Origin of the sequence: Streptomyces sp. NPDC085866 (genome assembly GCF_044541035.1) — a bacterium.
Taxonomy (GTDB): domain Bacteria; phylum Actinomycetota; class Actinomycetes; order Streptomycetales; family Streptomycetaceae; genus Streptomyces.
Genome location: NZ_JBITSQ010000006.1, coordinates 218253 through 241134 on the forward strand (window position 1 = coordinate 218253; position 22882 = coordinate 241134).

A 22882-nucleotide genomic window follows, 5' to 3' on the forward strand; every position below is an offset into this window, starting at 1 on the left:
TCGCAGTGTGGTGCGGCATCCGGATGTGCCCCCGCCACCCTGCACCGGCCGTGCGCGGCGCGGCAGGGCGGCGGGGCCGTATCCGGGGGAAGCACGCGGTGCGCTTTCGGGCAGTGCCGGGTTCCCGGCCGTCGCCGGGCCGGCCGTCCGACCGGCCCCCGGCCCGGCCCGACGGCGCCGTCCGTCAGATCAGCCCGTTGCGCAGCGCATAACCGACCGCGTGGGCCCGGTTGCGCAGTTGCAGCCGGGTGATGATCTCGTGCAGGACGTTCTTGACGGTTCGTTCGGAGTACGCGGTCTTGCGGGCTATCTCCGCGGTGTCCAGACCCTCCGACACCAGGCGCAGCATGTCCGCCTCGCGCGTCGTCAGGGTGGACAGGGACAGGCTCCCGTGGTCGAGCGCCGAACGCTGCAGGCTGCCGACGTGGGAGAGCAGCTTGCCGAGCAGGTCGCCGGGCAGCATTCCCTCGCCGTTGGCCAGCGCCAGGACCAGGCGGAGGAGCTGGTCCTGATCGGCCTCGGCGCGGCGCAGCACCGCCGCTACGCCGCACTCGATGACGCGTTGCAGGCCGCCGGCCCCGAGGGTGCCGACCACGAGACCCGTGTGCGTGGCGTTGTTGTGCCGCAGCCGGTTGAGCAGGGCGGCGACGTCGTCGTCGACGCTGTCCACGACCACCAGGGACACCTGGGCCCGGTCCGCATCCATCTCGTCCACCAGGTCGACCTCGGGGCGCTGGCGCAGCTGCTGGACGACGCCGATGCGCAGGACGGGATCGGCGGCGTAGAGGGCCACGGTCACCCGGTTCGGGCGAGCTGGGCGGGAGGTCCGTTGGGTCGAGTCGATCCGAGCGGCAGCATGTGACATGGCGTCGGACATAACAGGGCCGTTCTCCTCAACACGGGACATGGTGTACCTGCTTCATGAGTTCGTGGGGGTAAGAAGTGCGAATCGAGGCGACCACGCGAGGGCGGCGCCCGGGAGGCGGCGCGCCACATCAACGACCCGCTGTCACAAAGGCGTTCGATCTGACTTCCCGGGCACCGCGACTGCCCGGGTGTTGCCCTCGCGTTCCTCGCCGCGCTCCGGAGCGCTCTCCTACCGTGCTGGCGTGACGCCTTCCGCAGCCTCTTCCGGACCCGGTGCGCCCGGCCTCGACATCCCGGCCGTGACGGTGATGCCGGGTGACATCGCCACCACCACCCTGACCGTGCGCAACGACAGCGACATCGTCGAGGCGTACAGCCTGGAGGTCGTCGGGGACTGCGCCCCCTGGACCACGGTGGAACCCGCGCGTGTCTCGCTGTATCCCGGCACGTCCGAGACGGTGACGATCCGTCTGACGCCGCCGCGCTCCCCGGAGATCCGGGCCGGCGACAAGCCGCTCGGCGTGCGGGTGCTGCCGACGGAACACCCCGAGTCGGTGCGGGTCCTCGAAACCACCGTGCATGTCGGGGAGTTCCACGAGCTGCAGACCGAGCTGGCCCCGCGCCGCCGGCGCGGCTGGCTGCGCGGCCGCTACCGGCTGGCCGTGCGCAACCAGGGCAACACCCCGGTGCAGGTTCGTTTCACGCCCGGCCAGGCCGGCGAGGAGCTGGGGTTCGCCTTCACCCCGGCGGAGCCGAAGCTGGAGCCCGGTGAGTCGACGGAGGTCGTGCTGCGGGTCCGCACGGCCAAGCCGGTGTGGTTCGGCAATCCCGTGGTGTGGCCGTTCACCGTGGACACCGCCGAGACCGGGGACCAGGAGGAGGGGGCGGAGGCCAGGCGGGACGAGCCCGCCGTACGGGCGCCGCTGGACGCGGAGTTCGTCCAGATACCCATCTTCCCGAAGTGGCTGCTCGCGCTGCTCGCCGCGCTGCTCGCTCTGCTGCTCGCCTGGTTCACGCTGGTCCGTCCGGCGGTGCGCAGCGCCGCCAAGGAAGCGGCCCACGAAGCGGTCCAGCCCCGTCCCACGCCCGCCGCGGACCGGGGTGCCGGGGACTCTCCGGGCACCGGTGCGAACAACAAGCCCGGCGGCAAGGCGTCGGGGGCGCCGTCCGGAACCGGCGGTGACGGCACCTCGGGTGACGGCGGCTCGGGCGGTGACGGCGCCTCCGGCGGCGGCCGGCAGAGCTCGGCGACCATCGATCTGAAGACGTCCGGCGGGCAGACCAGGACCGGTACCTACAAGGTGCCCAAGGACAGCGTCTTCGGGGTCACGGACATCGTCGTCGCCAACTTCCAGGGCGACGAGGGGGTGCTGACGATCACGTTCGGCGAGCGCAAGATCACCACGATCGCGCTGGAGACCTTCCGGAACCAGGACTACCACTGGGTGACCCCCATCAAGATCCCCGCGAACGACACCGTGACCATCAACGTGACGTGCGCGAAGCCGGGTACACCGGCCACCGGCCGTCAGGCACAGGGGTGCCACGAGGTCCTCAACGTCAGCGGAGTGCTCAGCCGTACCCGGGAATGAACCGGGCCTTCCGATTCCGGGCCATTGTCGATCGTTACCGACGGCTTATGTAAAGGGTTGGATTTTGTTCCGGCCGGAAATCGGCAATCCGGGACCAAAAACCACACCCTTACCGAAAGGAACAGGTCGCTGCGGCCTGACGGGGCGCTCGCTACCCCGCGTGCAGCATCAGCCCGATCCCCACGACCAGCAGACCCGCCGCCGCGATCCGCGGTGCGCCGAAACGCTCCTTGAAGAACAGGGCGCCGATGGCCGCGCCCACGATGATCGAGGACTCGCGCAGGGCGGCGATGGGGGCGAGGGCGGCGCGGGTCTGGGCCCACAGGACGAGGGCGTAGGCGGCGACGGACAGGGCGGCGCCGAGGAGTCCGAGGAAGGCGTACGGCCGTAGCTGCCGGACCGTGTCACCGCGCACGCGCGCGTACATGTACGCGGGGACGAAGACACCCTGAACGGCCATCAGCCAGGCGATGTAGCCGAGCGGTGCGTGCGAGGCGCGTACGCCCAGGCCGTCGATCACCGTGTACGCGGCGATGGTCAGACCGGTCGCCAGGGCGGCTCCGATCGCGCCCCAGTTGGGCCGGCGGCCGCGCAGCCCCCACAGGCTGACACCGGTGAGCCCGACGCACGACACGACGATCCCGGCCGCCGCCCACGCGCCGGGCACCTCGTGCGCGAACACCGCCGCCAGCACGGTCACCACCAGCGGTGCGCTGCCGCGCGCGATCGGGTACGTCTGCCCGAAGTCGCCCAGCCGGAACGACGTCATCAGCAGCGCGTAGTAGGCGATGTGCACGCCCGCGGAGGCGAACAGGTACGGCCAGGCCGGCCCCGCCGGAAACGCCACGAACGGCGCCGCCGCGAGCCCGATGAGCATGCCGCCGCCGGAGATCAGCGTGAACCCGACCAGTTTGTCGGTGATGCGGTGCGCGATGGCGTTCCAGCTGGCGTGGGTGACCGCGGCGAGCAGCACCGCCGCGGTGACCAGCGGCGTCACGCGGTCTGCTCGCGGACGTCCACCAGGTCGGCACCGGCGTGGGCCACGAGCGCCTTCGGCTCGATCGGGAAGACCGTGTGCGGTGTCCCGGCCGCCGCCCACACCACGTCGTGCGCGAGCAGCGAGCGGTCGGCGAGGACCCGGGTGCGGGTGCGGTGCCCGAAGGGCGGTACGCCACCGATGGCGTACCCCGTGGTCTCGCGTACGACGTCGGCGTCGGCCCGGGTGACCTTCCCGGCCCTCAGCACCTCCCGCACCCGCTCCACGTCCACCCGCGAGGCCCCGTCCATGAGCACCAGCACCGGTACCCCGTCCGCCGCGAAGACCAGCGACTTGCAGATCCGGCTCAGCTCGCACCCGATCGCAGCGGCGGCCTCGGCGGCGGTGCGGGTGGCCTCCGGGAACCGGCGGGTACGGGCGAGGAGATCCTCCAGCCCGAGCGCGCGCAGGGCTTCGGCGAAACGGGGGTGGGCTCCGGACTCTTCGGCGTCAGTGGCGGCTGTCGTCGTCATGGTGGGCACGCTACGACATCGCCCGAGCAGCGCTCACGGGGTTTTCCGTGCGCCCGCGTCAGCCGACCCGGACCCATGTCCACAGGGCCAGGCCCGTCGGCACCGGGAAGGCGAGGGCACCCAGCAGGAGCAGGCGGGTGAGCGGGGTGAGGCGGCGGACGCCGGGGGCGAAGGCCAGCGCGAGCAGGGCCGCCGCGGCGCCGGCGACGGTCAGGGCGTACGGGAGGGCGAAGGCCCGGGTCTCCGCCCAGGACGCGCCGTCCGCCAGGCCCCACAGTGCCACCATGCCCACGAGGAACGTCAGCCAGCCGACCGAGGCGAGGGTGAGCATCCAGAGCAGGGCGGCCAGCAGGCCCACCACGGTCTCGCCCCGGCGCTGCGGCTGCGCCGGCTGCGCGGGGCCGTACAGGTTCGCGTACGTCTGGGGATTCACCGGCGGTTCCTTTCGTGCCTGTGCGGACGACCACGATCTTCCCCTCGGGGCCGCCGGTGCGGCATGGGCACGGGTACTCAGCCGGTACTCATCCGCCCCGCGCCCGTCTGAGTCACAAAAGAAGCCGGTGAGGGCGCCCCGTCCCCACGGATCCCTCACCGGCGGTCCTTCATCGGCGGTACGTCAGACGCGTACCAGCTCCCGTTCCCCGTCGGGGTCGGCGTCCCTGCGCTCCTCGGCCGTGCGCAGGCCCTCGCCCTCGACATCGACGTTGGGCAGGGCGCGGTCCAGCCACTTCGGCAGCCACCAGGCCTTCTTGCCGAGCAGTGCGAGCACCGCCGGGACGATGGCCATGCGGACGATGAACGCGTCGAAGAAGACGGCGACGGCGAGACCGAAGCCGATCATCTTGACCATCGACTCGCTGGAGCCGATGAAGCCGGAGAAGACGGCGATCATGATGATCGCGGCGGCCGTCACGACCCGTGCGCCGTGCTTGAAGCCGGTCACGACGGCCTGGGCGGGCTTCTCCCCGTGGACGTACGCCTCCCGCATGCGGGTCACGAGGAACACCTCGTAGTCCATGGCGAGACCGAAGACCACGCCGACCATGAAGATCGGCATCATCGACATGACCGGGCCGGTCTCCTCGACGTTCATCAGGCCCGACAGCCAGCCCCACTGGAAGACCGCGACGACGGCGCCGAGGGCGGCCATCACGCTGAGCAGGAAACCGAGGGCCGCCTTCAGCGGGACGAGGATCGAGCGGAAGACCACGATCAGCAGCAGGAAGGCCAGGCCGACCACGAGGGCGAGGTACGGCAGCAGGGCGTCGTTCAGCCGCTGCGAGACGTCGATGTTCATCGCCGTGGAGCCGGTGACCAGCACCTTCGCGTCGGTCGCGGAGGTGATGTCCGCGCCCTTGCCACGGATGGCGTGCACCAGGTCCTCGGTGGTGGTCGAGGACGGCTTGGAGTCCGGGATGACGGTGATCGTCGCGGTGTCGCCCGCCTTGTTGGGCGCGGCCGGGGTGACCGTGACGACGTCCTTCAAGCCCTTGATCTCGTCGCCGACCTTGGTGAAGGCCGTCTTCGGGTCGTCACTGCCCTTGGCGTCGACCACGACCATCAGCGGGCCGTTGAAGCCCGGTCCGAAGCCGTCGGACAGGAGGTCGTAGGCGCGGCGCTGGGTGGTGGAGACCGGCTGGGAGCCGTCGTCCGGCAGGCCCAGTTCGAGGGAGGCGGCCGGGACCGCCGCCGCGCCGAGGCCGATCACACCGAGCAGCAGGACGGCCACCGGGCGCCGTACGACGAAGCTCGCCCAGCGGGTGCCCATGTTGGGGCGGTCCGCCTGCCTGGCCTTGCGGCCGCCGCCGAGCAGCTTGCTCTTCTCGCCGGCCGGCTTGATCCTGCGGCCCGCGTAGCCGAGCAGCGCCGGGATCAGGGTGAGGGCGATGAGGACCGCGATGGCGACCGTGCCGGCGGCCGCGACACCCATCTTGGTCAGCATCGGGATGTTGACCACGGACAGGCCCACCAGGGCGATGACGACGGTCAGGCCGGCGAAGACCACCGCCGAGCCCGCCGTGCCGACGGCCCGACCGGCCGCCTCCTCGCGCTCGCGGCCCTCGGCCAGTTCGGAGCGGTAGCGGGAGACGATGAAGAGGGCGTAGTCGATGCCGACCGCGAGACCGATCATCGACGCCAGGGTGGAGGTGGTGGTGCCCAGGTCCAGGGCGTTCGCCAGCGCCGTGATCGTGGAGACGCCGATGCCGACACCGATGATCGCGGTCAGCAGCGGGAATCCGGCGGCGAGCAGCGAGCCGAAGGTGATGACGAGGACGACCGCGGCGACCGCGAGGCCGATGACCTCGCTGGAGCCGGTCTCGGGCGTCGTCTGCAGCGCGTCACCGCCGATCTCGACCGTGAGCCCGGCGTCCCGCGCGTCCTGGGCGGCCTCCTTCAGCGCGTCGCGCGAGGAGTCCTCCAGCTCCATGCCGGAGACCTTGTACTTCACCGAGGCGTAGGCGATCGTGCCGTCCTTGCTGACGGCGTGCCCGACGTACGGGTCGGCGACGGAGACGACCTCGGAGCCGCTCTGCAGCTCCTTCACCGTCTTCTTGACGGCCGCCTTGTTGCCGGCGTCCGTCATCTTCTCGCCATGCGGCGCCTTGAAGACGACCCGGGCGGTCGCGCCGTCGGCGCTCATCCCGGGGAAGCGCTGTTCCAGCAGGTCGAAGGCCTTCTGGGCCTCCGTACCGGGGATCGAGAAGGAGGAGTTGCCGGCGGCCGGCGCGGAGGCGGCGCCCACCCCGGCGAGGGTGAGCAGCGCGACCCATATGAGGGCGACGAAGTGCCGTCGCCTGAAGGCGAGCCGGCCGATCTTGTAGAGGAACGTGGCCACGAGGGCGTACTCCCGGTCAGGTCGTGGGGTTCATCTGGGCAGGGGTGATCAGCCCGACGACGTGAGCGGTGACGTCAGGTGGTGGGCTTTGCTGGGGAGAGGGTTCGGCCGGTGGGTTCGGCCGAGGGGCTCGGCCGACGGGTTCAGCCGGCGGTGGCGCCGAGGGCGGGGAGGACCACGGCGTCGATGTACGAGATGAGGAAGGCCTGCGTCGGCGGCTTTTCGTCGATCATCGTGCGGGCGGCGAACCCGCCGATCATCATGTGCATCACGAACTCGATCGCCGGGTTGTCCGCACGGACCTCGCCCCGGTCGATCGCCCGCTGCAGCACATCGCGGAACTGGGCCATCTCCGGCTCGATCAGATGGTCCCGGAACGCCCGCAGGAGGTCCGGGTTGCCATGGATCGCCATGGCCAGACCGCGCATCAGCGCGGAGTTCTGCTCCATCTCGCAGTCGTCCGAACGCATCGTCAGGGCGTGCAGGTCGCCCTTGAGCGACCCGGTGTCGATCTCTTCGAGACCGAAGCCGCCCGGCTTGTTGTGCCGCACCGCCTTCGCCACCAGCTCGGCCTTGCCGCCCCACTGGCGGTAGAGCGTCGCCTTGCTGGACCGGGTGCGGGCGGCCACGGCGTCCATGGTGAGGGCGTCGTAGCCGACTTCGCGGAGCAGTTCGAGCACGGCCTCGTACAGCTCGGCCTCGCGTTCGGGCGTGATCCGACTGCGACGCCCCGGTGCGAGCACCGGCTCCACCGGAGCGGCCGGCGCCGCGCCCTTGGATGCCTCAGCCATGTCTCTCACCTTCCCGACGCGGTTGCCCGCTCCGAACGACACGGTTTCGTACGTGACGAATGTAGCGCAGCGACAAGCGAAACGAAACAGTTTCGTACGTGTGCTGGGTCACGCCTGCCGCTTTCCCACAAGTTGCTGGGCCTCCGCCCCCGGAAAAGCATGGGGAGGTGAGCTATCTGCGCCTTCCCCACCTCAACGGCGACCTGCTGTGCTTCGTGGCCGAGGACGACCTGTGGCTGGCCCCCCTCGACTCCCCCGGCCGCGCCTGGCGGCTCACCGTGGACCGCACCAAGGCCGGCCATCCCCGCTTCTCCCCCGACGGCCGCCAGATCGCCTACACGAGCTGGCGCAGCCTCATGCCCGAGATCCATCTCGTCGGCGTCGACGGCGGACCCGCGCGGCAGCTGACCTATTGGGGCAGCGTCGACACGCAGGTCTGCGGCTGGACACCGCCCGACGCGGACGGCCACCGTGACATCCTCGCCGTCGCCTCCCACGGCCAGCCCTTCTCCTACTACACCTGGGCCTACAAGGTGCCCACGGACGGCGACCCGGGCCGCAAGCTGCCCTGGGGCCCGGTCTCCGACATCCAGGTCGCCGACATCGACGACGTGCACATGACCCTGCTGCTCACCGGCACCCCGCCGCACGAACCGGCCTCCTGGAAGCGGTACCGGGGCGGCGCCATGGGCCGGCTGTGGCTGCACGGACAGCGGCTGCTGGAGGGAATCGGCGGGCATCTGGCCTCCCCCATGTTCGTCGGCGGCCGGATCGCCTTCCTCTCCGACCACGAGGGCGTCGGCAACCTCTACTCCTGTGCCCACGACGGCTCCGACCTGCGCCGCCACACCGACCACGACGCCTTCTACGCCCGCAACGCCGCCAGCGACGGCACCCGGGTGGTCTACCAGTGCGCGGGCGACCTGTGGCTGGTGGACGACCTCGCCCCGAACGCCGTACCGCACAAGCTCGACATCCGGCTGAGCGGCCCGCGCGCGGGACGCCGCAGTTACCAGGTGCCGGCCGCACAGCACGTGGACGGCATCTCGGTGGACGAGACCGGGCGGGCCAGCGCCGTCGTCGTGCGCGGCAGCCTGCACTGGCTCACGCACCGGGACGGTCCCGCGCGCACGATCACGGACACGCCCGGCGTGCGGGTCCGGCTGCCGGAGATGCTCGGCTCGACCGGGCAGGTGGCGTACGTGACGGACGCCGAGGGCGACGACGCCATCGAGATCGCCCACCTCCCCCGCGCCAGCGGCGACCGCGCCCCGCGCCGACTGGCCTCGGGCGAGCTGGGCCGGGTGCTGGAGCTGGCGTCCGACCCGCTGGGCGAGCGGCTGGCGATCGCTTCGCACGACGGCCGGTTGCTGCTGATCGACGTGGCGGAGGGCGCGCAGGGAGTAGAGGGGGCGGAGGAACCGGAGACGGCCGACGGGGACGGCGCCGAGGGCTCGGACGGGCAGGTCGCCGAGCTGATTCGCTCCATCAACGGGCCCGTCCGCGACCTCGCCTTCTCCCCGGACGGATCCTGGCTCGCCTGGTCGCAGCCGGGCATCGGCCGCTCGCTGCGGCAGATCAAGCTGGCCCGCATCAAGGACCGGCTGATCGTGGACGTCACCAACGGCCGTTTCGAGGACGAGAACCCCGTCTTCACCCGCGACGGCCGTTACCTCGCCTTCCTCTCCTGGCGCGGCTTCGACCCGGTGTACGACGTCCACACCGGCGACCTTTCCTTCCCGCTGGGCTGCCGCCCGTACCTGGTCCCGCTGTCCTCCGCGACCCCGTCCCCGTTCGCCCTGAACCCCGAGGGCCGACCGGCGGCGGGCGGGCTCGACCCCGTCGAGGACGAGGAGACCGGCGAGGCCGGCACGGTGACCGTGGAAGTGGAGGGCCTGGAGAACCGGGTGACGCCGTTCCCGGTCATCGCCTCCAAGTACTCGGCGCTGCACCCGGTCGCGGGCGGCGGCCTGGTCTGGCTGCGCTGGCCCATCTCCGGCGCGCTCGGCGAGACCTTCGTCAACCCGGCCGACATCAGCGGACGGCCGACGCTGGAGTACTTCAACATCACCAAGGCGAAGAAGTCCGAACTCGTCGACCATCTCGACTGGTTCGCGGTGAGCGGGGACGGGACCCGGCTCGTGGTGGTCGACGAGGGCGATCTGCGGGCGGTGCCGTCGACCGAGTCCGGCGACAGCGACACGACCGTGTGGATCGACCTGCGCCGCATCCTGCACGAGGTCGACCCGGCCGCCGAATGGCGCCAGTCCTACGAGGAGGCCGGCCGTCTCATCCGCTCCTACTTCTGGGACCCGGGCATGAGCGGCATCGACTGGGACGCCGTGCTCGCCCAGTACCGGCCGCTCGTCGAACGGGTCGCCTCCCCCGACGAGTTCGCCGACCTGCTGCGCGAGGTCCTCGGCGAACTGGGCACGTCGCACGCCTACGTGACCGCCGCCCGGCGCAACGAGGGCCCGCCCCACTACCAGCGCTGGCAGGGCCTGCTCGGCGCCAACCTCGTACGCCGGGACGGAGGCTGGACGGTCAAGCGGATCCTGCCCGGCGACTCGTCCGACTCCAAGGCCCGCTCGCCGCTGGCCGGGACCGGCATCCACGAGGGCGCCGTCCTGACCCATGTGGACGGCCGCCCGGTCGATCCGGTGGCGGGACCGTATCCGCTGCTCGCGGGCTCGGGCGGCACGACCGTGGAGCTGACCTTCGCCCAACCCGTCGCCCACCACCCGTCCGAGGAAGGCCCTTCGGGCCCCTCCGATCCGGCGGAGGGCGAGATCGGCGCCGCCCGGCGGGTCGCCGTCGTCCCGCTCGTCGACGAACGGCCGCTGCGCTACCAGGACTGGGTCACCAAGCGCCGTGAGGTCGTACGGGAGTTGAGCGGCGGCAAGTGCGGCTACCTGCACATCCCGGACATGGGCGGCTCCGGCTGGGCCCAGTTCAACCGGGACCTGCGCATGGAGGTGTCCCGGCCCGCGCTGATCGTGGACGTGCGCGGCAACGCCGGCGGGCACATCAGCGAACTCGTCATCGAGAAGCTCACCCGGACGATCCTGGGCTGGGACCTGACCCGGAACGCGCAACCGGTGTCGTACACCTCGAACGCGCCCCGGGGGCCGGTGGTGGCCCTGGCGGACGAGGCGACCTCGTCCGACGGCGACATGATCACCGCCGCCTTCAAACTCCTGAAACTCGGTCCGGTCGTGGGGCAGCGCACCTGGGGCGGAGTCGTCGGCATGACCGGCCGGCACCGCCTCGGCGACGGCACGGTGATCACGGTCCCGATGAACGCCGCCTGGTTCGACGCCTACGGCTGGTCCGTGGAGAACCACGGCGTCGCCCCCGACCTGGAGATCCTGCGCACCCCGCTGGACTGGGCCGAGGGCCGGCACGCCCAGCTCGACGACGCCGTGCAACTGGCCGTGGAGCTGCTGGACACCAACCCCGCGGCGGTTCCCCCGGACTACAGCGACGTACCGGACCGGTCGAGGCCGAAGCTGCCGCCCCGGACTGCGCCCTAGCGCTGCGCCCTAGCGAGAGCAGGGCCCGGGACGGGAGCGGGGCCCCGGAACGACGAAGCGGGGTGCCCGGCGATCACCGGGCACCCCGCCTCAGGGGTGAAGTCGAGGGTGACGACTAGGCGTCGTAGTCCTGGTCGAGCCGGTCCCTCATCTCCTGGTCAGTGTCCGGGATGTGTCGCTCGGACTGCTGGCCACGCTGCTGCTGGCCGCGCTGCGGCTGCTGACCGCGCTGCTGCTGGCCGCGCTGCTGCTGACCCTGCTGCGGCTGGCCCTGCTGACCAGCCTTCTCCTTGGCCTGACCGAGCTTGTTGGACTTGTCCTTCATACCCATGTGGGTTCACTCCCGTGGTGGGTGTGGGTGGGGGGGTGACCCCTTGGAGGGGCCTCGACCAGATTCACACGGGTGGACACGGAGCGCACGTCGATCAGTTACGGTGCGTAGCCCTCGCTGCCTCGTCGGCCGCCCCACCTGCGCCGACGAGCCCGGAACTCATCCCTTGCAGACGGGGCGCGAACCGCCGCATCTCGCGCTGGCCGACGGTGCCGATGAGCGCCGGCAGATATCCGCGCACGCCCTGCATGCCGCGCAGCCACCACTGCCCGTACACGTGCGCCGAGCGCCGCTCGATACCGGCGACGATCCGGTCCACCGCCGGGCCCAGGGGGTACGTCTTGTTCGACGGCCACGGCAGCCGCTGCCTCAGCTCCCGCATGACGTCGTCCTGGTCGGCCCCGCGCACCATGTCGGTGTCGGTCCAGGACAGGTACCCGACGCCGACGCGCACGCCCTGGTGACCGACCTCGGCGCGCAGACTGTGCGCGTACGCCTCCACGCCCGACTTGGAGGCGCAGTACGCCGTCATCATCGGCGCCGGGGTCATCGCGGCGAGCGAGGCGATCTGCAGCAGGTAGCCGCGGCTCTCGGTGAGCACCGGCAGGAAGGCCCGGGCCGTCACCGCCGAACCGATCAGGTTCACCTCGATCACGCGCCGCCAGGCCTGCGGATCGGAGTCGGCGAAGGGCCCGCCGGTCGCCACACCGGCGTTGGCCACGACGATGTCGACCTTGCCGAACCGCTCCTTGACCTCCTGCGCCACCCGGCTCATCGTCTCGTGGTCGGTGACGTCGGCGTACCAGTGCGCACTGTCGCTGTGCAGCCGCTCCGAGACCTCCTTGAGGGCCTCCTCCTCCAGTCCGACGAGCGCCACCTTGGCACCGCGCGCGGACAGCTTGCGCGCGAGCAGCTCGCCGACGCCGCGCGCCGCTCCCGTGACGACGGCGACCTGCCCTTCGAGACTGACCCTGCTCATGCGCCCTCCTTGATCTGCTGCGCGGGGGTGGGGTGGGACTCGGGGGTGTTCCCCTTGACGTACGTGGTGACGAGTTCCCGGATCTTGCCGGTCATCAGCTCCGGGGCCTCGATCGGGGTCATGTGACCGACACCGGGGAGTTCGGTGAGGCCGATGCACCGGGGCAGCGAGGCCACCAGGGCGCGAGCGTGCACGGGGGGCGTCAGCCGGTCGGATGCGCCGTGCACCACCTCGGTGGGCACATGCAACTCCCGTACGCCGCGGTCGAGGTCGAGCGCCGAGAGCACGGCGGCCCAGGCGTGGCGCACGGCGCGCGGGCAGGCGTGCACGATCCGGGCGCACGCCTCCACCATGTGCGGGGCGGAACCGGCGCCCATGGTGGCGTACTTGAGGATGCGCTTCGCGACGGGCGTGACAGGTCCGAGCGGGGCTCGCGAACCGAGAATGTGCCCGGTGATCCAGGTGCGCACGCGCCCGGCACGCAGCGGCACCACCCGCGACTCCGCGACCAGCCGCGAGCTGCCGGTGCTGCACAGCAGTACGGCGGCGGCGTGTTCGCGGAAGCGGGGGCGCGCGGAGGCGGCCATGACCGTCATCCCGCCCATGGAGTGGCCGACGACCACGGCCCTCTCCCCGGGCTCAAGCGTCTGCGCGAGCACCGCTTCGAGGTCGTCCGCCAGGGCGTCGGTGGTGCACGCGGAGCTCGCGGGACTGCGCCCGTGCCCCCGCTGGTCGTACGCGATCACCCGGTGGTCGGCCGCCAACTCCCTTATCTGCGCCGCCCAGAACGCGGTCGAGCAGGTCCAGCCGTGGGAGAGGACGACAGGCGGCGCGCCTTCGGGCCCGTGGACCTCGACGTGCAGCCGTGCGCCGTCGGCGGAGACCACGGTGAGGGTGCGGGCGGGGGCGGGCGGGGCGTAGGGGCCGGAGGTCACGGAGGTGAGACGGCTCATGCGGCGGCCTCGCTCTTCTTCTCGGCCTTCTTCACGGCCTTCTTCTCGGCGGGCGCCGCCTTCGGCTCCTCCTCGGCCTTCCGGACCACCTCTGTCGTCCGGACCGCCTCCGCCTTCCGGATCACCTCGTACTCCGCCAGGTCCACCCGTCGGGTCGCACGCCGGAACTCGGTCGTCGTACCGGGCCAGATGGTGGTGTTGCGGCCGCTCGGGTCGAGGTACCAGCTGGTGCAGCCGCCGGTGTTCCAGACGGTCCGCTTCATGCGCTCCTGGACCTTGTGGTTCCAGTCGTCGACGGCCGCGGGCCGGGCGTCGAGGGCGGTGCGGCCGCCGAGGACGTCGAGCTGGCGCAGGTAGTCGGCCATGTAGTTCAGCTGGGACTCGATCATGAGGATCATGGAGGAGTTCCCGAGCCCGGTGTTGGGCCCGATGATCGTCATCCAGTTCGGGAACCCGGCGGCCGAGGCACCGCGCAGCGCCTGCATGCCGTTCTTCCAGGACTCCGCGAGCGTGCCGCCCTCCGCGCCGACCACGCGCTCGGCGATGGGCATGTCCGTGACGTGGAAGCCCGTACCGAAGATGATCACGTCGACCTCGGCCTCGGTGCCGTCGGCGGCGATCACGGTCGACCCGCGGATCTCGGTGAGCCCGCTCGCGACGACGTCCACATTCGGCTGGGCGAGCGCCGGGTAGTACGCGCTGGACAGCAGGATCCGCTTGCAGCCGATGCGGTAGTCCGGGGTGAGCTTGGCGCGCAGGGCCGGGTCCTTGATGGCGCGGGCCATGTTGCGCTTGGCGAGCTGTTCGACCAGGCCGAGTTCGTCGGGATGCTTGGTGAACGCCTGCACCTGCAGCTCCCGGAGCCCCCACAGCAGCCCGCGCCGCAGCTGGGTGGTGAAGGGCAGCGCCCGGTGCAGTCGGCGCTCGGCGCCGCTGATGGCGCGGTCCACACGGGGCATCACCCAGGGCGGAGTGCGCTGGAAGAGGGTGAGCCGGCCCACCTGGCGCTGGATGGCGGGCACGATCTGGATGGCGGAGGCGCCGGTGCCGACCACGGCGACGCGCTTGCCGCTCAGGTCGTGGTCGTGGTCCCAGCGGGCCGAGTGGAACACCTTGCCGGGGAAGGAGTCGAGCCCCGGGATCCGCGGAGTCTTCGGGTCGGACAGCGGCCCGGTGGCGGAGACGACGACGTCGGCGGTCAGCGTCCCCCGGGTCGTCTCGATCTCCCAGCACAGCCGCCCGCCGTCCCAGGTCATCAGCTTCACCTCGGAGTCGAAGCGGATGTGCGGGCGCAGTCCGTAGACGTCGGTGACGTGCTCCAGGTAGGCGCGGATGTGCCGCTGCCCGGAGAAGGTGCGCGGCCAGTCCGGGTTGGGCGCGAAGGAGAAGGAGTACAGGTGGGAGGGGACGTCGCAGGCGCACCCGGGGTAGCTGTTGTCCCGCCAGGTGCCGCCGACGCTGTCGGCCCGCTCCAGGACGACGAAGTCGGTGATCCCCTCGCGGCGCAGCCGCACAGCGGCTCCCAGTCCGCCGAACCCGGACCCGATCACCGCCACTCGTACATGCTCGTGCTCGGCCATCCCGAAGCCTCCACGCATCGCCTTGGACTCTGCCAGTGAACACTGGCGCAATGGGACTGTAGAGCAGCTCCGTACCGAGCGGTAGGGGGCGGAGAAGGGCAGTTGCATCAGCTGCTCCGCCGCGGGTACCGGCGGTACAACATAGGCTTCGGACGTGGCAGACGACGGCGAACGCAAGGACGAGCAGGGCAGCGGCAAGGTCGGCGCACCGCGCGAGTACCGCATGGAGGAGCTGGCCCGCCTGGCCGGCATCACCGTGCGCACGCTGCGCTTCTACCGCGAGCGCAAGCTGATCCCGCCACCCCGCCGCGAGGGCCGTATCGCCTGGTACGACGACCACCACCTGGCCCGCCTGCGCACGATCTCGGCGCTGCTGGAGCGCGGCCACACCCTCAACGGCATCGCGGAACTCGCGGAGGCCCTCGACCAGGGCCGCGACGTCGCCGACCTGCTCGGCGTCGGCACCCCCACCGAGGAGGAGCCGGTCCACCTCACCCCCGAGGAACTCGCCGCCCGCTTCGAGGGAGAGGTCACCCCCGAGAACCTCGCCGCCGCCATGGAGCTGGGCTACCTGGGCACCGACGGCGACGAGATCGTCCACATCAGCCGGCGCCTGCTGGACGTCTCCTCGGCCCTGGTCCGCGAGGGCATACCCCTCTCCGAGGTCCTGGCGGCCGGCAAACGCGTCCGCGAACACGCCGACGCCCTCGCCGAACTCTTCCGTGACCTGATCCTGCGCCACGCCCCCGAGGAGGACCTGCACCGCCTGCGCCCGCTCGCCCGGAGCGTCGTGGAGGCGGAACTGTCCCTGGCGCTGGACCGGCGGCTCAACAAACGGGACTGAGCGGCGCCCCTACAGGTCGTACACGACGGTCACCGGCGCATGGTCGGACCACCGCTCGGCGTGCGTGGCCGCGCGCTCCACGAACCCCTTGACAGCCTTGGCCGCGAGCCCCGGGGTGGCCATGTGGTAGTCGATGCGCCATCCCGAGTCGTTGTCGAAGGCCCGCCCCCGGTACGACCACCAGGTGTACGGCCCCTCGACGTCCGGGTGCAGGGCGCGTACGACGTCGACGTAGCCACCGTCCTCCGCGGCGAGCACCTGGCCGAGCCACTCCCGCTCCTCGGGCAGGAAGCCCGAGTTCTTGGTGTTGCCGCGCCAGTTCTTGAGGTCGGTCTGCTGGTGGGCGATGTTCCAGTCGCCGCAGACGACCACCTGGCGCCCGTCGGCGGCGGCCCGCTCGCGCAGCTCCTTGAGGTGGACGAGGAACTCGCCCATGAAGCGGATCTTCTCGTCCTGACGCTCGGTGCCGACCTCACCGGAGGGCAGATAGAGCGAGGCGACGGTCACACCGGGCAGGTCGGCCTCGACGTAGCGCCCGCTGCCGTCGAACTCGGCCGACCCGAAGCCGACCCGGACACGGTCGGGCTCGCGCCGCGTGTACAGGGAGACGCCCGCGCGCCCCTTGACCGCCGCCGGGGCGTGCACGACGTGCCAGCCGTCGGGCTGCCGGACCTCCTCCGGCAGCTGGTGCGGCTCGGCGCGCACCTCCTGCAGGCAGACGACGTCCGCGGAGGTCTGGGCGAGCCACTCCACGAAGCCCTTCTTGGCAGCGGCCCGCAGCCCGTTCACGTTCACCGAGGTCACAGTCAGCACCAGGGCACGATACCGGCACACTGGTCGTGGTCCGCGTCCCCCACCCTCTGCATAGAAGTACGATGCCCAGCATGAATATACGTCGTGTTCGCTTCGATCACCCCGACGCCGTCAAGCTCAACGACGAGGTCCAGGCCGAGTACCACCTGCGCTACGGAGACGGCGGCGACGCCACGGTCCTCGACGCCGCCGACTTCACCCCGCCCCGGGGCGCGTACCTGATCGCCTACGACGAGCACGACCGCCCGGTGGCCACGGGCGGCTGGCGCAGCCAGGACCTCAACGAGGAGGGCAACGAGGACGGCGACGCCGAACTCAAGCGCATGTTCGTCGTCGAGGCGATGCGCGGCCGGGGCCTCGCCCGCCGCATCCTCTCGGCCCTGGAGGAGGACGCCCGCGCGGCCGGCCGCGTCCGCATGGTCCTGGAGACCGGCACCAAGCAGCCGGAGGCCGTCGCCCTGTACACCTCGAGCGGTTACGAGCCCTGCGTCAAGTTCGGCTACTACCGCCACTACGCGGAGAGCCTCTGCTACGCGAAGCAGCTGAGATGAGCAATGAAGCCCCGGTCGGCTACTGCCGACCGGGGCTTCATGATGCGTGGACCTGAGGGGATTTGAACCCCTGGCCCCCTCGATGCGAACGAGGTGCGCTACCGGACTGCGCCACAGGCCCTTGCAACGAGTGAAACTCTAGCATCCCCATCGGGGTGCTTGGAAATCCGTTCCCTGACTGGTCAGAGGCGGGCTTCCAGCCGCATGACGGCGGTCACTCGTTGGCCGCGCGCGGCCGGTCCCCGTCCTCGTACTGGTCGAAGAGGGGGGTGCGTCCGCGCTCGCGCGAGCGGCGGGCGGAGGCCGCGCGGCGGGCGTCGCTCCGGTCGTCCGCCGGCTTCTCCTCGGACTCGAGCATCGCGTCGCCCTCCCCGGCCTCCGGCGCGCGGCTCGCCTCCTGCTCCGGCACGACGGAGCTGGAACGCGCCGAACTCCACGTGTCGGGCGCCCCCAGGTCCACGTCCGAAGTGGCCCGTGGCGCGACCGGCGCGGTCACGTACGTCGGCAGAGGCACCGGCACCGGGTCCCAGCTGTCCCCGTGCCCGGGCCGCCGCTGGCGCTCACGCTGCTGCTGGTCGACCCACTCGGCGTGGTCGGTCTGCTCCACGAGGGCGCGGCGGTCAGCGGCGAGCGCGGAGAGGCCGGTGTCGGTCTCGGTCTCTGGTCCCTCGTCCGGTTCGTCGGCGGCGGGGCCCGCGTCGAGAGACGCGCGCCGGCGCGGCTGGCGTTCGCGCAGACGCTGGGCCGCGACCTCGGCGCGCCGGCGATCCATCTGGTAGGCGAACCGGCGGCGCTCCTGGGAGCGCAGGTAGGCGATGTACGTGCTGAGCATGACCGCGGGTACGCCGGGCGCCCACAGGAAGGCGAGGCCTCCGACCGCGGCGACGATCGCACCGAGCGTGAAGGCGAGGAAGAGCATCACGGTGGTGCGCCGACGGCGCGCCAGCACCTTCGAACGCCGGGCACGCGCCGCGGACGCCTGTGCCGAGGGCGCGCGCCGCGCGGCCGGTACGCGCTTCTGCGCGGACGCGGAGGCGGAGGCTGAGGCGCCGACCGAGTGATGCACGGACGCGGGGGGAGACTTGGGCGCCGGGATGACGGGCCGGTCGCGTTCCGGTTCCGCCCGCCCGGGCGCCTCCGCCCCGGCCTCCGGACGCGCCTGACGGCGGGTCGGAGGCATGGCGAAGGCCCGGACGTCCACCGAGTCGGTGGCGGCGTCCGGGTCACTGGCGTCCGGCTCCCCCTCCTGGGCGGAGCGCGCCCGCAGGTCCCTGGCGTACCGGCGCTCCATCCCCGCCCGTCCGGACAGCAGCCGGATGGCGGTGCTGAAGCGTTCCGTCGGACGGGCCTCGTTCAGCTCGTCCTGCCTACGGAGCCACATCGGCACCAAGTAGGCGGCCCAGGCCCCGACAATGACTGCGTAGATGAGGCCGCTGCTGCTCACGCCTCACACGGTAGAGGGGTTTGCGTGAGGCCATCCGCCAATTGGGCCGGTGTGTCGCACGATCTGGCTGATATTTCCAGCTTTTTTTGCGACCGATGCGATCAGTGGACCGTCCGAGCCGCCAATTCAATGTGCCGAGACGGTCATCGGTCGATCAATTTCGAACACGTATTCAATTTCGGGCCTAGACGGGATTCCCCGGGGTGTTCTCCTGCGTGTGCCGCGTCCGCTGAGAGCGTGCCCGCTGCCAGCGCCCGAGCAACCCCTCCGGCACTTCTTCCGCCGTGAGCGCGAAGACGAGGTGGTCGCGCCAGGCCCCGTCGATGTGCAGATAACGCGGCCGCAGCCCCTCCTCGCGGAATCCGAGTTTCTCCACGACCCTGCGGCTGGGCCGGTTCTCGGGGCGAATGCACACCTCGATGCGGTGCAGCCCGACGGTGCGGAAACAGTGGTCCACCACGAGCGCGACGGCCGTCGGCATCACCCCGCGCCCGGCCACCGACTCGTCCACCCAGTAGCCGACGTGGCCCGAGCACATCGACCCCCAGGTGATCCCGGCGACCGTCAACTGCCCGACGAGCTGCCCCTGGTACTCGATGACGAACGGCAGCATCCGGCCCGCGTGGGCCTCGGACCGCAGATGCCGGACCATCTGGCGGTAGGTCGGCCGGTGCGTGATCGGCCCGCTCGGCGTGGGCGGCGGGATGGTCGCCTCCCAGGGGCGCAGCCAGTCCCTGTTGCGCCGGTTCACCTCACGCCAGACCCGCTGGTCGCGCAGCTTTATCGGCCGGAGGACGACATCTCCGTCCGCCAGCACGACGGGCCAGGAAGGGCTGTTCAGCTCGCACCCCCACTACTGGGTCTCGGGTGGTCGCCGCCGCGGATCTGGTCGACGGCGTGGACCAGCAGCGGCTCCAGGACGGCGAGGCCGTCCCGCACCCCGCCGGTGGAGCCCGGCAGATTCACGATCAGGGTCCGCCCGGCCACCCCGGCCAGGCCCCGGGACAGCGCCGCGGTCGGCACCTTCTCCCGTCCGAACGCCCGGACGGCCTCCGCGATGCCCGGCACCTCGTAGTCGATCACGGCGCGGGTCGCCTCGGGCGTGCGGTCGGTGGGCGAGATGCCGGTGCCGCCGGTGGTGACGACGACGTCGTAGCCGGCGTCTGCACCGGCGCGCAGGGCCGCCTCCACCGGATCCCCGTCCGGGACGACCCGAGGGCCGTCGACCTCGAAGCCGAAGCCCCGCAGGCCGTCGGCGATCAGGGGGCCGCCCTTGTCCTCGTAGACCCCCGCGGCGGCCCGGTTGGACGCGGTGACCACCAGCGCGCGGTACGTCATGACCGGCTCCAGTCGCCCGACTTGCCGCCCGTCTTCTCCTCCACCCGCACGTCCGTGATGACCGCTCCCTTGTCGACCGCCTTGACCATGTCGATCACGGTGAGCGCGGCGACCGTCACCGCGGTGAGGGCCTCCATCTCGACGCCCGTGCGGTCCGTCGTCTTCACGGTGGCCCGGATCTCCACGGCGTCGTCCGCGACCGACAGATCCAGTTTCACACCGGACACCGACAACGGGTGGCACAGCGGGATCAGGTCCGGGGTGCGCTTGGCGCCCATGATGCCCGCGATGCGCGCGGTCGCCAGGGCGTCCCCCTTGGGCACCCCCTCACCGCGCAGCAGCTCGATCACCCGCGGTGACACCAGGACCCGGCCGCTCGCGCGGGCGGTGCGCGCGGTCACGTCCTTCCCGGATACGTCGACCATGCGGGCCGCGCCCGCGTCGTCGATGTGCGTCAGTCGGTCCTGCACGGGGGGTCCGGGGGTCTCCCCCCGGGAAGGCACAGTCATGGTGTGGCGCTCCTGGTCCGGGCCCGTCGCAGTGCGGTGCACGGGCCTGTTGTGCGCGACACGGTACCGCCCGCTCGTCAGCCGAGCAGCACGACCTCCAGGTCCGTACCGGGCTCGACGGACTCCACGTCCTCGGGGACGACGATCAGCGCGTCGGCCTGCGCCAGCGCCGCGATCAGGTGGGAGCCCGAGCCGCCCACAGGAGTCACCTCGCCGTCGGCGTACTTGCCGCGCAGGAACTGCCGGCGCCCCTTGGGGGAGCCGAGCGCCTTGTCCGCCTTCAGGGTGGCCCGGGTGCGGGGCCGGTGGACGTCCTCGAGGCCCATCAGGGTGCGGATCGCGGGGCGGACGAACAGCTCGAAGGAGACGTACGACGACACGGGGTTGCCGGGCAGGGCCAGCAGGGGCGTGTGGTCGCGGCCGATGGAGCCGAAACCCTGGGGCTTGCCCGGCTGCATGGCGATCTTGCGGAAGTCGATGCCGCCGCCCGCCTCGTCCTCGTCGCCGACGTGCGACAGCGCCTCCTTGACGACGTCGTACGCCCCGACGCTCACTCCGCCCGTGGTCACCAGCAGGTCGGCGCGGATGAGCTGGTCCTCGATGGTGGAGCGGAGGATGTCGGCGTCGTCGGCGACGGCGCCCACCCGGTAGGCGATGGCGCCCGCGTCGCGGGCGGCCGCGGTGAGGGCGAAGCTGTTGGAGTCGTAGATCTGACCGTTGCCCAGCTCCTCGCCGGGCTGGACGAGTTCGCTGCCCGTGGACACGACGACCACGCGCGGGCGCGGGCGCACCCGTACCGTGCCCCGGCCGATCGCGGCGAGCAGCGCGATCTGCGGCGGGCCGAGGATCGTCCCGGCCTCCAGGGCCAGGTCTCCGGCCTTCACGTCGCTGCCCCTGGCGCGCACGTGCGCGCGTGCCTCGGCGGGGCGGTGCACGCGCACCTGTCCCTCGGCGCCCTCGGGGGCCAGGCTGCGGGCCCGCATCCCGCTCACGGGGCCCTCGCCGAGCCCTCCGTCGGTCCACTCGACGGGGACGACGGCCTCGGCGCCGGGCGGCAGCGGGGCACCGGTCATGATGCGGGCGGCCTGTCCGGGTCCGACCCGGACCAGGTCGGCCGAGCCGGCCGCGACGTCCCCGACGACCTCGAGGACGGCCGGGAACTCCTCGGTGGCGCCGGCGACGTCCGCGACCCGCACCGCGTACCCGTCCATGGAGCTGTTGTCGAACGGTGGCAGGGAGACCGGCACCGTGATGTCGTCGACCAGGACGCAGTCCTGGGCGTCGAGCAGTTGCAGCTCGATGGGTTCGAGGGGACGGACCGTGGTGAGGATGTCCTCCAGGTGCTCGTCCACCGACCAGAGGTGGTCCGGGCCGGCGGGGCTGGTCGCGGTGTTGCTCAACGCTGCTGCATCTCCTCGGCTACGTAACTGCGAAGCCAGGTCCGGAAGTCCGGGCCCAGGTCTTCACGTTCGCACGCCAGTCTGACAATGGCACGCAGGTAGTCGCCACGGTCGCCGGTGTCATAGCGGCGGCCCTTGAAGACGACGCCGTGCACCGGGCCGCCGACCTTCTCGTCCTGGGCCAGCTGCTGGAGGGCGTCGGTCAGTTGGATCTCGCCGCCGCGACCGGGCTCGGTCTTGCGCAGTATGTCGAAGATGTGCGGGTCGAGGACGTAGCGGCCGATGATCGCGTAGTTCGACGGGGCGTCCGCCGGGTCCGGCTTCTCCACCATGCCGGTCACCTTGACCACGTCGCCCTCGGCGGTGGCCTCGACCGCCGCGCAGCCGTAGAGGTGGATCTGCTCGGGCGCGACCTCCATGAGCGCGATCACACTGCCGCCGTGCTGTTCCTGGACCTCGATCATGCGCTGGAGCAGCGGGTCGCGCGGGTCGATCAGGTCGTCACCGAGGAGGACCGCGAAGGGCTCGTGGCCGACGTGCGGGGCCGCGCACAGCACGGCGTGACCGAGGCCCCTGGGGTCGCCCTGGCGCACGTAGTGCATCGTGGCCAGGTCGCTGGACTCCTGGACCTTGGCGAGCCGGCCGGCGTCGCCCTTCTTCTGGAGCGCCGATTCCAGCTCGTAGTTGCGGTCGAAGTGGTCCTCCAGGGGACGCTTGTTGCGTCCGGTGATCATGAGGACGTCGTCGAGCCCCGCCGACACGGCCTCCTCGACCACGTACTGGATCGCCGGCTTGTCGACGACCGGCAGCATCTCCTTGGGAGTGGCCTTGGTCGCCGGAAGGAACCGGGTGCCGAGACCTGCTGCCGGGATGACAGCCTTGCTGATCCTGGGGTGCGACTGAGTCATGTCCGCAACCTTATCCGGTGCCTTTGGTAAGGAATCTGTGGCTCCGGTTAATTGGCCCTCATATGAGCACATTGAGAAGGGTGCAAGAACGACCAGTGGTACAC

At 71.5% G+C, this 22882-nt stretch carries 21 protein-coding genes and 1 tRNA gene; 4 read left to right on the forward strand and 18 right to left on the reverse strand.

Annotation, left to right across the window (positions count from 1 at the left end):
* Positions 1-184 precede the first annotated feature (184 nt).
* Entirely contained in the window at positions 185-865 is a 681-nt protein-coding gene (locus tag ACIF83_RS16675) for a LuxR C-terminal-related transcriptional regulator (RefSeq protein ID WP_393471804.1), read from the reverse strand.
* Between the two features lie 244 nt (positions 866-1109).
* Here ACIF83_RS16675 and ACIF83_RS16680 point away from each other — a divergent pair, with 244 nt between their 5' ends.
* Complete coding sequence (locus ACIF83_RS16680; protein WP_393471806.1) at positions 1110-2459, forward strand: hydrolytic protein; 1350 nt, start codon at positions 1110-1112, stop codon at positions 2457-2459.
* A gap of 151 nt (positions 2460-2610) precedes the next feature.
* Here ACIF83_RS16680 and ACIF83_RS16685 read toward each other — a convergent pair whose 3' ends face one another.
* From ACIF83_RS16685 to ACIF83_RS16705, 5 genes are all read right to left on the reverse strand, one after another.
* Complete coding sequence (locus tag ACIF83_RS16685; protein WP_399727451.1) at positions 2611-3456, reverse strand: EamA family transporter; 846 nt, start codon at positions 3454-3456, stop codon at positions 2611-2613.
* Positions 3453-3968 (reverse strand): YbaK/EbsC family protein, encoded by a 516-nt coding sequence (locus ACIF83_RS16690; protein WP_399727454.1) that lies wholly within the window; start codon positions 3966-3968, stop codon positions 3453-3455. The genes ACIF83_RS16685 and ACIF83_RS16690 overlap by 4 nt, the downstream gene beginning before the upstream one ends.
* 58 nt (positions 3969-4026) lie before the next feature.
* On the reverse strand, positions 4027-4401 hold the full coding sequence (locus ACIF83_RS16695; RefSeq protein WP_399727457.1) for a hypothetical protein: 375 nt from the start codon (positions 4399-4401) through the stop codon (positions 4027-4029).
* Between the two features lie 183 nt (positions 4402-4584).
* Positions 4585-6804 carry an MMPL family transporter gene (locus tag ACIF83_RS16700; RefSeq protein ID WP_393471815.1) on the reverse strand — a complete coding sequence of 740 codons (2220 nt, stop codon included), beginning with the start codon at positions 6802-6804 and terminating at the stop codon, positions 4585-4587.
* Positions 6805-6947: 143 nt separating this feature from the next.
* A complete protein-coding gene (locus ACIF83_RS16705; protein WP_393471818.1) occupies positions 6948-7595 on the reverse strand; it encodes a TetR/AcrR family transcriptional regulator in 648 nt (215 codons plus the stop codon).
* Between the two features lie 167 nt (positions 7596-7762).
* On the opposite strand from ACIF83_RS16705, the gene ACIF83_RS16710 reads away from it, so the two are divergent.
* On the forward strand, positions 7763-11128 hold the full coding sequence (locus tag ACIF83_RS16710) for a S41 family peptidase (protein ID WP_399727461.1): 3366 nt from the start codon (positions 7763-7765) through the stop codon (positions 11126-11128).
* A gap of 115 nt (positions 11129-11243) precedes the next feature.
* Here ACIF83_RS16710 and ACIF83_RS16715 read toward each other — a convergent pair whose 3' ends face one another.
* The 4 genes from ACIF83_RS16715 to ACIF83_RS16730 form a co-directional block, all read right to left on the reverse strand.
* Positions 11244-11459: a hypothetical protein gene (locus ACIF83_RS16715; protein WP_393471823.1), complete on the reverse strand. Its 216-nt coding sequence runs from the start codon at positions 11457-11459 to the stop codon at positions 11244-11246.
* Between the two features lie 94 nt (positions 11460-11553).
* Positions 11554-12438 carry an SDR family oxidoreductase gene (locus ACIF83_RS16720; RefSeq protein WP_393471826.1) on the reverse strand — a complete coding sequence of 295 codons (885 nt, stop codon included), beginning with the start codon at positions 12436-12438 and terminating at the stop codon, positions 11554-11556.
* Positions 12435-13391, reverse strand: a complete 957-nt coding sequence (locus tag ACIF83_RS16725) for an alpha/beta fold hydrolase (protein ID WP_399727465.1) — start codon at positions 13389-13391, stop codon at positions 12435-12437. The genes ACIF83_RS16720 and ACIF83_RS16725 overlap by 4 nt, the downstream gene beginning before the upstream one ends.
* Positions 13388-14971 carry a flavin-containing monooxygenase gene (locus ACIF83_RS16730; protein WP_399727468.1) on the reverse strand — a complete coding sequence of 528 codons (1584 nt, stop codon included), beginning with the start codon at positions 14969-14971 and terminating at the stop codon, positions 13388-13390. The genes ACIF83_RS16725 and ACIF83_RS16730 overlap by 4 nt, the downstream gene beginning before the upstream one ends.
* Positions 14972-15194: 223 nt before the next feature.
* Between ACIF83_RS16730 and ACIF83_RS16735 the strand changes: the two genes are divergently transcribed.
* Positions 15195-15815 carry a MerR family transcriptional regulator gene (locus tag ACIF83_RS16735; RefSeq protein WP_393472695.1) on the forward strand — a complete coding sequence of 207 codons (621 nt, stop codon included), beginning with the start codon at positions 15195-15197 and terminating at the stop codon, positions 15813-15815.
* A gap of 9 nt (positions 15816-15824) precedes the next feature.
* Here ACIF83_RS16735 and ACIF83_RS16740 read toward each other — a convergent pair whose 3' ends face one another.
* Positions 15825-16628 (reverse strand): exodeoxyribonuclease III, encoded by an 804-nt coding sequence (locus tag ACIF83_RS16740; protein ID WP_399727471.1) that lies wholly within the window; start codon positions 16626-16628, stop codon positions 15825-15827.
* 71 nt (positions 16629-16699) lie between these two features.
* Here ACIF83_RS16740 and ACIF83_RS16745 point away from each other — a divergent pair, with 71 nt between their 5' ends.
* On the forward strand, positions 16700-17179 hold the full coding sequence (locus tag ACIF83_RS16745; RefSeq protein ID WP_393471837.1) for a GNAT family N-acetyltransferase: 480 nt from the start codon (positions 16700-16702) through the stop codon (positions 17177-17179).
* 47 nt (positions 17180-17226) lie between these two features.
* Here ACIF83_RS16745 and ACIF83_RS16750 read toward each other — a convergent pair.
* The 7 genes from ACIF83_RS16750 to galU form a co-directional block, all read right to left on the reverse strand.
* Positions 17227-17300 (reverse strand) — tRNA-Ala (locus ACIF83_RS16750).
* 93 nt (positions 17301-17393) lie between these two features.
* Positions 17394-18623 (reverse strand): gephyrin-like molybdotransferase receptor GlpR, encoded by a 1230-nt coding sequence (gene glpR / locus ACIF83_RS16755; RefSeq protein ID WP_399727474.1) that lies wholly within the window; start codon positions 18621-18623, stop codon positions 17394-17396.
* Positions 18624-18807: 184 nt separating this feature from the next.
* The gene (locus ACIF83_RS16760; protein ID WP_393471842.1) at positions 18808-19440 is read right to left on the reverse strand and encodes a GNAT family N-acetyltransferase; all 633 of its coding nucleotides are present in this window, start codon (positions 19438-19440) and stop codon (positions 18808-18810) included.
* A gap of 20 nt (positions 19441-19460) precedes the next feature.
* Positions 19461-19961: a molybdenum cofactor biosynthesis protein B gene (locus ACIF83_RS16765; RefSeq protein ID WP_393471845.1), complete on the reverse strand. Its 501-nt coding sequence runs from the start codon at positions 19959-19961 to the stop codon at positions 19461-19463.
* Positions 19958-20470: a cyclic pyranopterin monophosphate synthase MoaC gene (gene moaC, locus ACIF83_RS16770; RefSeq protein ID WP_393471847.1), complete on the reverse strand. Its 513-nt coding sequence runs from the start codon at positions 20468-20470 to the stop codon at positions 19958-19960. The genes ACIF83_RS16765 and moaC overlap by 4 nt, the downstream gene beginning before the upstream one ends.
* Before the next feature lie 77 nt (positions 20471-20547).
* Positions 20548-21870, reverse strand: coding sequence for a gephyrin-like molybdotransferase Glp (gene glp / locus ACIF83_RS16775; protein WP_393471850.1), 1323 nt, complete (start codon positions 21868-21870; stop codon positions 20548-20550).
* The gene (gene galU / locus ACIF83_RS16780; protein WP_393471853.1) at positions 21867-22778 is read right to left on the reverse strand and encodes a UTP--glucose-1-phosphate uridylyltransferase GalU; all 912 of its coding nucleotides are present in this window, start codon (positions 22776-22778) and stop codon (positions 21867-21869) included. The genes glp and galU overlap by 4 nt, the downstream gene beginning before the upstream one ends.
* Positions 22779-22882 lie beyond the last annotated feature (104 nt).